The sequence below is a fragment of the Acetobacter sp. AC2005 genome (genome assembly GCF_037901235.1).
Taxonomy (GTDB): Bacteria; Pseudomonadota; Alphaproteobacteria; order Acetobacterales; family Acetobacteraceae; genus Acetobacter; species Acetobacter oryzoeni.
In genome coordinates, this window is record NZ_CP149625.1 from 390,596 (window position 1) to 403,895 (window position 13,300).

At 55.2% G+C, this 13,300-nt stretch carries 12 protein-coding genes and 1 tRNA gene; 9 read left to right on the plus strand and 4 right to left on the minus strand.

Annotation, left to right across the window (positions count from 1 at the left end):
• The first annotated feature begins 44 nt into the window (after nt 1–44).
• The 5 genes from lysA (at nt 45) to QQM41_RS01855 (ending at nt 7,108) form a co-directional block, all read left to right on the plus strand.
• On the plus strand, nt 45–1,388 hold the full coding sequence (gene lysA / locus QQM41_RS01835; protein ID WP_339077554.1) for a diaminopimelate decarboxylase: 1,344 nt from the start codon (nt 45–47) through the stop codon (nt 1,386–1,388).
• Nucleotides 1,385–4,186: a DUF4175 domain-containing protein gene (locus QQM41_RS01840; RefSeq protein ID WP_339077555.1), complete on the plus strand. Its 2,802-nt coding sequence runs from the start codon at nt 1,385–1,387 to the stop codon at nt 4,184–4,186. The genes lysA and QQM41_RS01840 overlap by 4 nt, the downstream gene beginning before the upstream one ends.
• A gap of 88 nt (nt 4,187–4,274) precedes the next feature.
• Nucleotides 4,275–5,261, plus strand: coding sequence for a UDP-glucose 4-epimerase GalE (gene galE, locus QQM41_RS01845; RefSeq protein ID WP_012812739.1), 987 nt, complete (start codon nt 4,275–4,277; stop codon nt 5,259–5,261).
• Between the two features lie 16 nt (nt 5,262–5,277).
• Nucleotides 5,278–6,012: a trypsin-like serine protease gene (locus QQM41_RS01850; protein ID WP_339078136.1), complete on the plus strand. Its 735-nt coding sequence runs from the start codon at nt 5,278–5,280 to the stop codon at nt 6,010–6,012.
• A gap of 112 nt (nt 6,013–6,124) precedes the next feature.
• Nucleotides 6,125–7,108, plus strand: coding sequence for a zinc-dependent alcohol dehydrogenase family protein (locus QQM41_RS01855; protein ID WP_003627279.1), 984 nt, complete (start codon nt 6,125–6,127; stop codon nt 7,106–7,108).
• 15 nt (nt 7,109–7,123) lie between these two features.
• Here QQM41_RS01855 and QQM41_RS01860 read toward each other — a convergent pair whose 3' ends face one another.
• A complete protein-coding gene (locus tag QQM41_RS01860) occupies nt 7,124–7,456 on the minus strand; it encodes a helix-turn-helix transcriptional regulator (protein WP_128105098.1) in 333 nt (110 codons plus the stop codon).
• 96 nt (nt 7,457–7,552) lie between these two features.
• Here QQM41_RS01860 and QQM41_RS01865 point away from each other — a divergent pair, with 96 nt between their 5' ends.
• Complete coding sequence (locus QQM41_RS01865) at nt 7,553–8,644, plus strand: NADH:flavin oxidoreductase/NADH oxidase (RefSeq protein ID WP_339077556.1); 1,092 nt, start codon at nt 7,553–7,555, stop codon at nt 8,642–8,644.
• Between the two features lie 59 nt (nt 8,645–8,703).
• On the opposite strand, the gene panB is transcribed toward QQM41_RS01865, so the two are convergent.
• Nucleotides 8,704–9,522, minus strand: a complete 819-nt coding sequence (gene panB, locus QQM41_RS01870) for a 3-methyl-2-oxobutanoate hydroxymethyltransferase (RefSeq protein WP_012812736.1) — start codon at nt 9,520–9,522, stop codon at nt 8,704–8,706.
• A gap of 185 nt (nt 9,523–9,707) precedes the next feature.
• Between panB and QQM41_RS01875 the strand changes: the two genes are divergently transcribed.
• Nucleotides 9,708–9,793, plus strand: a tRNA-Tyr gene (locus tag QQM41_RS01875).
• A 262-nt stretch (nt 9,794–10,055) separates the two neighbouring features.
• On the opposite strand, the gene QQM41_RS01880 is transcribed toward QQM41_RS01875, so the two are convergent.
• Complete coding sequence (locus tag QQM41_RS01880) at nt 10,056–10,484, minus strand: hypothetical protein (protein ID WP_339077557.1); 429 nt, start codon at nt 10,482–10,484, stop codon at nt 10,056–10,058.
• A 41-nt stretch (nt 10,485–10,525) separates the two neighbouring features.
• A protein-coding gene (locus QQM41_RS01885; RefSeq protein WP_088365012.1) for an IS5 family transposase occupies nt 10,526–11,280 on the minus strand; the annotation gives its coding sequence in 2 pieces (ribosomal slippage) (nt 10,526–10,950 and nt 10,950–11,280; 756 coding nt in all).
• Nucleotides 11,281–11,401: 121 nt separating this feature from the next.
• Here QQM41_RS01885 and QQM41_RS01890 point away from each other — a divergent pair.
• Nucleotides 11,402–12,301, plus strand: coding sequence for a delta(1)-pyrroline-2-carboxylate reductase family protein (locus QQM41_RS01890; protein ID WP_339077558.1), 900 nt, complete (start codon nt 11,402–11,404; stop codon nt 12,299–12,301).
• 116 nt (nt 12,302–12,417) lie between these two features.
• Nucleotides 12,418–13,068, plus strand: a complete 651-nt coding sequence (gene nfsB, locus QQM41_RS01895; RefSeq protein WP_339077559.1) for an oxygen-insensitive NAD(P)H nitroreductase — start codon at nt 12,418–12,420, stop codon at nt 13,066–13,068.
• Nucleotides 13,069–13,300: the final 232 nt, after the last annotated feature.

A 13,300-nucleotide genomic window follows, 5' to 3' on the forward strand; every position in this document is an offset into this window, starting at 1 on the left:
CGTGGCCTCCTGCTCCTCTTTTACAATCAGGGCTTTTACGCCTCATGGCCGAAACACCTGTTTATACCGATGCCGACCCAACACTGGCAGAACTGTTAAAAACACACCCGCAGCTTACGGTTGACCCCACTTGTGGGCTGATGCTGGAAGGCGTGGCCCTGAACGCCATAGCTGATTCTGTTGGCACGCCCTGCTGGGTGTTGGGGGCTGGCACGCTGCGCGCACGTATGCGGCGCATGCACACTGCCATGCGTACTGCCGGGCTGGATGTTTCCATCCACTATGCCGTGAAAGCCAATGACCATCTGGCCATTCTTACCCTGATCGGTCAGGAAGGTTTTGGGGCGGATATTGTAAGCGGTGGTGAACTGGCACGCGCCCTAAAGGCCGGTATTCCGGCAAGCCGCATTGTGTTTTCCGGCGTTGGCAAAACAGATGCCGAACTGGAGCAGGCCATTAGCCACGGCATTGGCCAGATTAACGTGGAAAGCGCGGAAGAGCTGGAAGCTATTTCTGCCATTGCCAGCAAGCTGGGCAAGCAGGCCACCATTACGCTGCGCGTAAACCCGGATGTGGATGCCAAAACCCACGCCAAAATTACAACCGGGTTGGCAGCCAACAAATTTGGCATTCCGTTTCAGGATGCCGCAGCACTGTATGCTCATGCATTCACCCTTCCCGGTGTGCAGCCTGTTGGGTTTGCCACCCATATTGGCAGCCAGATTTTAACCACGGCTCCTTATCGTGCAGCCTATGCCCGTGTGGCGGAACTGGTGCGCACCGTGCGCGCCGCCGGCAATGCCGTAAGCGTTGTGGATTGTGGCGGCGGCCTTGGCATTTGCTACCGCAATGAAACCGAAGGCCAGCCCGAAGCCCTTGCCGGTGCCATTAAGGCAGAACTGGGTGATCTGGGCGTAAAGCTGGCTATTGAGCCGGGGCGCTGGCCCATTGGCCCGGCTGGTGTGCTGCTGAGCAGCGTGATCCTGCGTAAGGCACAGGGCATGGATGTGCCCTTTCTTGTGCTGGACACGGCCATGAACGAACTGCTGCGCCCCAGCATGTATGATGCGTGGCATGGTATTCTGCCGCTGGCACCGCAGGCGTTCAGCCAGCCTGTTTCTCTGGCCCATGTGGTTGGCCCCGTGTGCGAAAGTGGAGATACATTTGCGCGGGACAGGCTTTTGCCCCCTCTGGCACGCAATGCACGTATAGCCCTGCTGGATACAGGCGCGTATGGTGCGGTTATGAGCTCCACCTACAACAGCCGCCCGCTTGCTGCAGAAGTTCTGGTTGAAGATGGCCAGTGGCAGGTGATACGCCAAAGGCAGAGTGTTGAAGAACTGTGGCAGGATGAAACTGTGCCCTCCCACCTTGCCAAAGCCACATGAACCAAGGCGGTCTGCACCAATCCCTGACCGCCTCCACCGCTGAGGATGGAGCGCTGGCGGAGCGCCTTGCCACCGCACGCCGCCACGCTACCATTGTTTTGCGGATAGAACGGTTGTGGCCTGCGTTGCAGCCCACTCTTGCCCTGCTGGGTATTTATTGCGTGGCGTCTTTGCTGCGTATTCCTCAGCACCTGCCAGATGGTGTGCGGCTGCTGCTGGTGGCAAGTTGGCTGAGCTTATGTGGCTGGCGGTTGCACAAGGATATTGAAAACCTTGCGCCCCCCACCTCAAGCGAGGTTGATCGGCGGATTGAACAGGCATCCGGCCTCCACAACCGCCCCCTTGCTACGCTAACGGACCACCCTGCGGGCACAGCCTCGCAAAGTTCCAGCACCTTATGGCAAGCACATCAACAGCGCATTCTGGCATCACTCGGCACGTTGCGGGCCGGTTGGCCGCGCCTTTGGCCACAAGGCCGCACACGGCAGATTGGCGCTTGGGTATTGGTGGCAGCCCTTGCTGGCACCGCCGGGCTTGCGGGGGCCTCCGCGCCGGGGCGTATTCTTGCCGGGTTTATTCCGGGGCGGGATGACCCTGATGTTCCCTTCCCACGCGTAGAGGCATGGATAACCCCACCCGCTTATGCGCCAGATGCCCCGGTTTTTCTGGGTAATATCAAAACGCCACCCCAAACCCCACAAGGGGCGCACCTCACCGCTATTGTTACAGGCTTGGCCTCCCACCCCACCTTGCGGGAACAGGGCGGCATGGTGCTGCATGATGCCACACGCCATAAGCTGGATGCCCATAGCTGGAAGCTGGATGTGGTGTTGGAGCATTCTGGCACCGTACGCCTTACAGGCCGTGGCCGCACATTGGCCCAATGGCCTGTTACCGTTTTGCCGGATGCAGACCCTAGCGTAAAATGGGGGCCTAACCCCGGTTCTCCCCGCAAGGAAGAATGGCGCACACTTCTGCCGTATGAGGCCAGCCATGCCTACGGTTTGGCATCCCTTAAGGTGGAGTTGCATCTGGCACATGCCAAACATGGGCCAGAACGCGTGCTTACCATTCCCCTGCCTCTTGTTGGGCACCCCAAATCTGTAAAAGGCGCTATCAGCCCAGATCTGTCGGAAGACCCGTGGGCGGGTGAAACCGTAATCGGCCGGGTGGTTGCCACCTCTGTCAGTGGGCATGAAGGCAAAAGCGCTTCTGCCACATTCCGCATGGGCGCACGCATCTTCCATTCCCCCATTGCTCGCGCTTTGCTGGATGTACGCAAACGCTTTGCTCTGGGGCAGGAAAGCCGGCAGGATGCGGCATCAGATCTGGAAGCACTGGCCGATGCCCCCGGCCCCGTGCGTGAACATACCGGCATGTTACTGGCACTCAGCAGCGTGGTGGCCATGCTGGATGACAGTCTGACAGACACCGCCACTGCCCGCGCAGGCGCCACAAACCTGCTGTGGGATCTGGCGCTGGATATAGAAGACCGCCGTAATGGGGATGATGCCAGTGCTCAAGCATCTATTGATGTACGTGCGGCCCAAGCCGCTGTGGCACAGCAACTCCAGCACATGCGCCAGGATGGGCAGCAAGGGCAACAGGCCCAGCAGGAACTGGAAGACAGGTTAAAAACCCTGCAAAGCGCCATCAGCCGCAAAATGCAGGCACTGGCCAACCAGGCCATGAAAGATCATACGGTTATTCCCGATCTTCCGGGCTTTACCAGCGCGGGTAATCAGGCTTTTTCCCGCCTGATGCGTCAACTTCAGTCCGATGCCACCAATGGCCATGCGGATGAAGCGCTCAAACGTTTGCAGGATATGGAAAACGCCACCGAGCGCATGCGCAACGCCACACCGCAGGATATGGCAAACTTGGCGCAGCAGATGTTGGCACAGCAAAAAATGCGTGAACAGGCAGCCGCCCTGCATGATCTGGCCAGCAAACAAACTGCCCTGTTGGATCATGCGCAATCTCGCCTTGATGAAAACCTGAAAGCGCAGGCCCAAAAGCAAAGTGATCTGGCAGACGATGGTGATGGTGAGGCCGATTACGCCAACATGCCCACATCCGAACTGTTGCGCCGTTTAGGCCTGCCCATGCCGCCGGGTTCGGAAAACGCACCGGCTGCGCCTCCCCCTCCGCCCGCGCAGCCCGAAACACCACCAGCCATGCCCGACCCTGCCAAAGCAGAGGCACAGGCAGCAGCCCGCCGCAATGAACGCGCCATGCAGCATGCGCTGGAACACGCGCTGGATGAGCTGAAAGACGAATTTAAGGATCTGACAGGCAAAACCCCCGCCGCTTTTGATGAAGCCCGCAAAAGCATGCAGGATGCCCGCAAGGCGCTGGCCGATGGAGATGATGCCGCCGCCGCCAATGCTGAAGAAAAAGCATTGGAAGCCCTGCGCAAAACCCGCCAACAAATGCAGGATGCCGTTAAGGGCAATGGCAAAAACAGTATCCCCAGCTTTTTGCCTGCGCTTGGCAGCCCGTCTGATGGATCTTCCGGTTCTGGCAGTGCATCCGATGGGCAGAATGGTTCTGGCACACCGTCTGATTCCTCAGAAAATCAGGAGGAAGAAGACCAACAGGGCGGCAAGCGCGATCCGCTGGGCCGCAAACTGGGTGAAGGCAAGGATCAGACCGAGGATGATTCCACCCACATTCCAGATAACGTGGCCCGCCAGCGCGCCAGAGAAATTGAGCAGGAACTCAGGCGGCGAGATTCAGACCGCACACGCCCGCAGCAGGAACTGGATTACCTTGACCGTTTGCTCAAACCGTTCTGAAACAGAGACTGAGCAAAATATTCTATCCGACTCATTAACAAGATAGCCGGATATGACTTTTTACATTGCACGGAGCGAAAGAGAGAGTATGGCACGTTTTCTGGTAACTGGTGGCGCCGGATATGTTGGCAGCCACGTTGTGCTTGCCCTGCTGGATGATGGGCATGACGTTGTTGTGCTGGACAACCTGCGCACTGGCCATCGCGCTGCCGTGCCTGATCAGGCCACTTTTGTGCAAGGTGATATTTCAGACATTGCCTGTCTGGATAAAGTTCTTTCCTCCGGCCCGTGGGATGGCATTTTGCATTTTGCAGCACTTTCTCTGGTGGGAGAAAGCATGCAGAACCCCATGATGTACATGACAGCCAATGCAGGTTACGGCTTTGGCCTGATTGATGCCTGTGTGCGCCATGGTGTGAAACGCTTTGTGTTTTCCTCTACCGCCAACCTGTTTGGTTCCGCCGGGGAAGGCCCGATTAACGAGGATGCCCCCATCAACCCCGGCTCCCCTTATGGTGAGAGCAAATATATGGTGGAACGCGCCCTGTACTGGGCAGATAAAATTCATGGTCTGAAAAGTGCGTGCCTGCGGTACTTCAACGCTGCCGGGGCTGATCCCGCTGGCCGTGCGGGGGAAGATCACCGCCCCGAAACGCATCTGATCCCGCTGGTTATTGATGCTGCCCTGAAGCGCCGCCCAGCCCTTACCCTGTTTGGTGAGGACTACCCCACGCCAGATGGCACCTGCATCCGTGATTATGTGCATGTTACAGATCTGGCGCGTGCCCATCTGGCCGTATTGCCGTTGCTGAATGATAAAAGCGTGGTGTTTAACGTTGGCACAGGGCGCGGCAATTCCAACCGTGAAATTATTGATGCCGTGGGCCGCGTGAGCAATCTGGAAGTGCCTTGGCAGGCAGGCCCGCGCCGTGCGGGTGATCCGGCCAGCCTGGTTGCCAGCCCTGCCCGCCTGATGGAAGCTACCGGTTGGGCACCAGAGTTTACGGATATTGATCGGATTGTGGAAACAGCCTTCAACTGGCGCAAAAACCACCCGCAGGGTTATGGCGCGTAACCTTCTTTTTTCCTGCATGGTGGCATTTGCCGCTGCCATGCAGGCCACTTTTATGGGCCATGCAGTCTTGGCAGAAGGCCCTGCCTATCGCACACATCTGGCTGGTGTAGGGCTACATGATCCGCGCCAAAGAGTAGATGCCACGCAGCCGCCCTGGTCTGCCGTGGGGCGTGTGCAAACAGAACTGGGCAGCAGATGCACCGGTTTTCTGATTGCGCCTAACGTGGTGGAAACTGCCGGGCATTGCCTGTGGCTGAGCCATGTGCGTGGGTTTATACAGCCCCAGAGCGTGCATTTTTTACGTGCCTATACGGGTGAGCATTACATGGCCCACGCCCGTGCTGTGCAGATTATTATTCCCCCCGGTTACAGAACGGATCAGGAAAGTAATAGCGGCGGGTTAGACCATGCCACGCTTATTCTGGACCATGCCATTGCCAAGCCGGATGAGGTTTTTCATATTGATACCCCATTACAGGCCCTAACACCCGGCATGCCTGTTGTATTGGGTGGGTATGAACAAAATCAACCTGATATTATTACCGCTGATCAGAACTGCCATTTTTTAAATACAACCCAAGATGAGGGCGGCAACCCTTTACTGGTGCATGATTGTGCTGGCACGCATGGCAGCAGTGGTGCGCCCCTGCTATTTCATAATCAGGCCGGGTGGCACGTTATTGGCGTGCAGGTGCAGGCATTTACCAATGGCGCAGGCGGCCGCGCCGTGCCTCTTTTAAGCCAGAACTAAAAAACACGCCCTTAAACTGCGACAGATCAAAGACAGCCTATATTCCCCTGCGCAGGGTAGGCTTCGTTCTGGTAGAAATACCAAGGTTTGATACCGCAGAAAGGAAACCTCCATGTTTGCCATGCGTCTGCACCAGCCCAAAACACCCTTGCAATGGGAGGAAGTGCCAGACCCGGTGCCCGGCCCCGGTGAAATTCGGGTAAAAGTGCTGGCCTGCGGTGTGTGCCGCACAGATTTGCACGTGGTGGATGGAGACCTCACACACCCCAAGCTGCCCATTATTCCCGGCCACGAAATTGTCGGGCGGATTGATCAGATTGGCTCTGGCGTTACCTCTTTATCTGTTGGGCAGCGCGTGGGTATTCCGTGGCTTGGGCACACATGTGGGCACTGCTTTTATTGCAGCGATCATCATGAAAACCTGTGTGACCACCCCGTATTTACCGGATACACGCGAGATGGCGGTTACGCCACAATGGCCGTGGCCGATGCGCGTTTTGCCTTCCCACTAGGGGAAGAAGGATCGGACGTAGAAGTGGCCCCCCTATTGTGCGCCGGGCTTATTGGCTGGCGTTCCTTGGTAAAAACCGGAAATGCGCAAAAAGTGGGGTTATATGGCTTTGGTGCTGCGGCCCATATTATTGCGCAGGTTCTGGTCTGGCAGAAAAAGCAGGTTTACGCCTTTACCCGCCCCGGTGATGCAAAAACCCAAGCCTTTGCGCGCGAATTAGGAGCCACATGGGCCGGAGGTTCTGACGAACTGCCGCCTGAACAACTGGATGCCACCATTATTTTTGCACCTGTAGGCGCCTTGGTGCCCGCAGCCCTTAAAACCCTGCGTAAAGGTGGGCGCGTAGTGTGCGCAGGTATCCATATGAGCGAAATACCTGCTTTTTCTTATGATATCTTGTGGGAAGAGCGCGAAATTGTATCCGTTGCCAATCTTACCCGTCAGGATGGGTTGGATTTTCTGTCCATCGCGCCCAAAATTGGCATTCACACCACCACAACCACATACGCCTTAAAAGACGCCAACAAGGCGCTGGATGATTTACGGCATGGACGGTTTGATGGTGCCGCCGTGCTGGTGCCCTAAGCCCAGATCAATATATCAGGCTGGTTGCGGATCAGGCATTTCCTCTTGCTCCGCAGCGGCCAGAATAGCTGCCAGCAGGCCGGGAAAGCGGGCTTCCATATCCTGCAAACGCAGGCTGTTCATATGCGTCACGCCCACAACTTCCGTGCGCAACAAACCAGATTTACGCAGCACCGCAAAATGGTGCGAGATGGAAGATTTGGGCCGCCCATCCTGCAATGGTGCACAGGCCTGAGGCTGATGCTGCATCAGCTTTTGCACAACAGAAAGCCGAAAAGGGTCTGCCAGCGCGTGCAGAATACCCGCCAGTTGGAACTCTTCGGGGGCAGGATGATCATACTGCTTCATGAGTTGTGCCCAAGCCCTTAACTCTTGCCTTCAGGATTAGTTCGATTATAGTCGAACTAATGGTCGTGCAGACCTGATCCGTAACGGAGACTACGCATGCCGACACTGTTTGATACCTATACCCTTAAAGATATTACCTTGCGCAACCGTATTGTGGTTGGCCCCATGTGCCAATACACGGCGCAAGAAGGCGTGCCGAATGATTGGCACAGCGTGCATTACCCCACACTGGCCCGCGGCGGTGCAGCGCTTGTTGTGGTGGAAGCCACAGCCGTTTCCCCCGAAGGGCGTATTACCCCCAACTGCCTTGGCTTATGGAATGATGAGCAAGCCGCAGCTTTTGCCCCTATTACAGCAGCTATCAGCAAAGCAGGCGCTGTGCCGGGCATCCAGCTTGCCCATGCCGGCCGCAAAGCCAGCGCGCACGTGCCGTGGGAAGGTGATGACCATATTCCGGAATCAGACCCGGCAGGATGGCAACCCATTGCCCCCTCTCCCATAGCATTTGGGGCCAACCTGCCCCGCGTGCCCACGGAAATGACATTGGATGACATTGCCCGTGTAAAAGCCGATTTTGTGCGTGCCGCAGAACGTGCGCGAGATGCCGGGTTTAAATGGCTGATGCTGCATTTTGCCCACGGTTATCTGGCGCAAAGCTTTTGGTCCACCCACTCCAACAAACGTACAGATCAGTATGGTGGATCTGCTGAAAATCGTGGCCGCTTTTTGCTGGAAACGCTGGAAGCCGTGCGCGCTGTATGGCCCGAAAACCTGCCTCTTTCTGCGCGCTTTGGCGTGATTGAATTTGACGGGCAAGATGAGCAAACTCTGGCGGAATCCATTACCCTTGTTGAGAAAATGAAAGGTGTAGGCCTGGATTTTCTGGATGTCAGCATCGGGTTTTCCACGCCCAACGCCAACATTCCATGGGGTGCCGGGTTTATGGCTCCGTATGCTCAGCGCGTAAAACAGGAAGCCGCGCTGCCGGTCACAACCTCATGGTACATTAGCGAAGGCCGACAGGCTGATGCACTCATCCGCACAGGTGCGCTGGATCTGGTAACGCTTGGTCGTCCCTTACTTGCCAACCCGCACTGGCCGTATGAAGCCGCACGCACTTTGCATGTAAAAGATGCCGGAAAAGTTCTGCCACCTTCTTACGGGTGGTGGCTGGCGCGTTATCAGTAACGCAGAATTACGCACTTGTTCCGGGCGCTGCCTCAGATGCCCGGAACAAGGCGGGAAACTTATTTTTTCTCTGGCATTCCCACACATTCCGCCGGGCCGGGAAAGCTGCGGTTGCGCACGGCCTGCGCGTATGCAGCGGCTGCCTGCTCAACTTCCTTGCCCAGATCAGCAAATTTTCTCACAAACCTGGGTGTGAAATCCGGGAACAACCCCAGCATATCTTCAGTGACCAACACCTGCCCGCCACATGCGGGAGAAGCCCCAATGCCAATGGTGGGGATATGCAATATCTCGCTAATCTTGCGGGAAAGTGGCTCCATTGTGCTTTCAATCACCACCGCCCACGCACCTGCATTTTGCACGGCACGCGCGTCCGCCAAAATCTGTTCGGCTTCATCCCCACGGCCAACGGTGCGGAAACCACCATGCGCATGCACGGCCTGCGGTTTCAGCCCGATATGCCCCACAACCGGAATACCGCGCTGCACCAAAAACTGAATGGTCTCGGCCATTTCCTGCCCGCCTTCCAGCTTTACGCATCCGGCACCGGTTTGCGCCATAATCTGCGCCGCCACCCGGAACGCCTGCTGCGGGCTTTCCTGATAACTGCCAAAAGGCATATCCACTGCCACACAGGCCCGCTGGCTGCCACGCACAACAGCCTGACCATGCGCTATCATCATTTCCGGTGTAACGGCCAAGGTAGACTCCATGCCGTACACCACCATGCCCACAGAATCCCCCACCAGCAGCAGATCACAATGCGCATCCAGCAAGCGGGCCATGGGGGCCGTATAAGCGGTAAGAGACACGATAGGAGCATCCAGCGCCGCCAAAGATCGCGGTGTGTGCCGCTTGACTGTTTGATGTCTGCTCACGCGTATTCTCTCCTTGTTTCAGTTCAGGATCGTGGATCAAAAAGTGGGGGCAGCTTTCCTCTATCCCCTTCGGCTGTCCAGCCCTGCTATGGCCCGAAGCAGAGCAAAACCACAAAAAGAAAAAGAATATCCTTCAAAGCATTGACAACACTTCTCCAACCCTTTAGATCACGGCTCAACAAATCGGAGGGATGCCCGAGTGGCTAAAGGGGGCGGACTGTAAATCCGCTGGCGTACGCCTACGTTGGTTCGAATCCAACTCCCTCCACCATTTTCCTTGAAAATATTCAATAGAAACAAAAAGATAGCGGCCGCTTATTGAGCGTTACCCCTCTTACTCCCCCTCTTAAAACAATCAACATAAACACTCACAAAATCAGTATCTTATCTTTTTGCATGAGAGATATATAATTATTAAATAAATGCGGACACCTATAGAATGAAGTCCGTAATGCTGCGTTTGTGTAACCACACCCCATACAAAAAAGGGACCTCCATGATGGAAGTCCCTGTCTAGCTTTCCTGCGTAAGACCTACGCCGCTTGCTCGTTCCGCGGCTCAAACATCAGTTCCGGGTAATCATCAGTTAATTTGGGACCGCCTCCAATCATGCAACTTGGATGCGGGTCTTCCCTGTCGAATGGGTAGGGAGCCATAAACCTACGGCGATGCTTATCCCATTCCCAGCCTTGCGACATTAACCATTGGGAACTGGGGTGCCCAAATACATGCAGCTTGCCTGTCTCCATATCTCTGCGGATGCCAGATCGTTCTTGCTCTATGCCCTCCATTCTCTCCACACCATGAGCAGCCTGTTCTTTCAGATGCTCAATAATGAGTGTCCTATTTTCTTTGAGGCTCGCCAGTAAATCGGGAGAAATTATGGATCGGTCACCTCGTATGACTGGCTGCCCATTAGCAAGAACAATATGCACCCCCAGACTTTCTATTTCCTTGATCAAGAAGCTGACTTGGAATGGATCGCTATCCCTACAGCGTGTCGTCAGTTAAGCAGGATGATGATTGAGGCGAACTGCACGGCTGCGAGGAAGGTCGATTTCAGTTTATCGTAGCGGGTTGCGATAGCGCGAAACTGCTTGAGTTTATTGAAGAACCTCTCAACAAGGTTCCGTTCGCGGTAGAGAGAAAAATCGGTTTTCCGTCGTGTCGTTCTGCTGCGTTTTGGCGGGATGACCGGGGTAATCCCGCGCTGTATCAGCCGATCGATCAACCTGTCCGCGTCATACGCCTTGTCAGCAAGGAAAGCCTCCGGGTCGATGTTTTCCAGAAGCGGTTCCGCCTGGGTGATATCGGCATCCTGTCCCGGTGTGATGCCGAGTTCCACCGGATTGCCCAGAGCGTCGCAGATGGCATGGATCTTTGTAGTCAACCCGCCTCGTGATCGTCCGATGGCCTGATCCGTACCCCTTTTTTGAGAGCTCCTGCACTATGCTGATGCGCCCGGACAATTGTGCTGTCGATCATCATGTATTCGTTGTCGTGATCAGCGGCCAGATAACGAAATATCCGTTCGATGACGCCGCTTTCACACCAGCGGCGCAGACGCCGGTGCACGTTTTTCCAGTCCCCGAAACGGGCAGGAAGGTCGCGCCATGGAATGCCCGCGCGATAGCGATACAGCACCGCCTCCACGAACAGACGGTTGTCCGCCGCAGTGCCGCCGACATAGCCTTCTCGACCGGGAAGAAGATCCTTTATCCGCTCCCACTGGTCATCGCGTAAACTATAGCGCCGCATCTCTCTGTCTCCTCCAAAAAACGGGAAAACAGTCAGCACACGCAGACACAAACTACAACCCTCACGTGCCACACTCAGGGCTTAACTGACGACACGCCGTAAACTATGGAACACGCCTTACATGAAATATTACAGTGCGCCAGAAACGCAGGCACTTTTACCATTTCCTGCATTGGTAAACATGCTGGCCCGTACGGTGCGTGATTACGCACATGGGGCCATTACATGCCCGCCGCGCACTGTTGTTCCCACGCAAGATGGCAACGGCACGCTTATGTGCATGCCAACCGTGGCGGAAGATTTAATTGCCACAAAAATACTCACAATTTTTGGCAAAAATGCCGTGCAGAACCTGCCCACCATACAGGGCATGATTACATGCGCTGATGCACATAATGGGCGCTTTCTTTTCAATCTGGATGGCCCCACCGTAACAATGCGCCGCACATCAGCCATGAGCATGCTGGGTATTCGTACGTTTGCTTCTGGCCCTGTAAATCGGGTGTTGATTATTGGCACAGGCACGCAAGCTCTTGCCCATGTAGAGGCGCTCTCTGCCTTGCATCCGGGCATTGAGGTTGCAATTCGTGGCCGCACCCCAGAACGGGCGGAACATTTTTGCAAGCGGCATGCAACATCCCTTCTGACGCTACGCCCGGAAGCCCCCAAAGAAACACCGTTTAATGTTGTTATCACCACCACAGCCAGCACTACGCCCATTTATGATGGCAAAGCCGACCCGCATTGCCTTGTTATTGGCGTAGGCGCTTACCGCCCCGATATGGCAGAAATTGCGCCACAGATTGTACGCGCCAGCCAGCTTTATGTGGATGACCCGATTGGCGCTCCAACAGAAGCCGGGGATATTCTGCAAGCAGGAATAAACTGGAACAACGTGCACGCTCTGGCAGAAGCGCTGGATACGCCACCAGATTTCACACATCCCATATTCTTTAAATCCGTAGGATGTGCCGTTTGGGATCTGGCTGCATGCCGTGTGGCGCACACCATGTTATCATGACCAGCTCTGCTTCATATGTTTCGGCATAGCATCCATTAACGAAAGCGGCGTGACCTTTTGAGGCCACGAAGTTACGCTTACAAATACCCCATTGCATAAAGCTGAGGAGAACAGCCGTGACGCTTCTTGAAACTCTTACCCACCGGCACACCACCAAAGCTTACGATAAAACCCGCAAAATTCCGGCAGATATTTTTGCCCAGTTACAAGAAGCCCTGCGCTACAGCCCATCTTCCGTAAACTCTCAGCCATGGCACTTTTTTGTTGCTGATAATGATAAAGGCAAAGCCCGCATTGCCAAGGCCACAAGCGGCCCGTTTGCCTTTAATGCGCCGCGCGTTATGGATGCCTCGCATGTTATCGTGCTGAGCTCACGCACCAGCCTGCCACCTGCATATCTGCAAGACATTACTGAACAGGAACAGAAAGACGGCCGCTTTGCAGATGAAGCCACAAAAATATCCATTACCAAAGGGCGGAATGGTTTTGTGGGGCTGCATGAGCAAATGGGCGATGTGGCAACCTGGGCGCAAAAGCAGACATATATTGCACAAGGTTTTCTGCTGCTTTCAGCCGCACTTCTTGGAGTGGATGCAACACCCATGGAAGGTTTTGATGCTGCCATTCTGGATAAGGAACTGGGCCTGAAAGAAAAAGGGCTTGCTCCGGCTGTTATTGTCTCACTCGGCTATCATTCCGATGCAGATTTCAACGCCAAACTGCCCAAGTCTCGTTTGCCAGAAAAAAGCCTGTTCACGCATATCTAAAAAACACGGCGGAAGGGTCTGCTACATGCAGGCCATCCGCCGTAATTTATTTTAGTTTTTCAGATTAATCGCACCGTAAACAGAAACTTTTTAAGTATTTTCCAGTAGATACTCACAAAATACGCCTTTGTAACAGAAGCCCGAAACTTCCTTCCCCTTCGTAGCACGCAACTTCAAGCAGAGTTGCGGCGTTACTTATGCACAATTGCATGATCTGAAGAACATGTAAGGG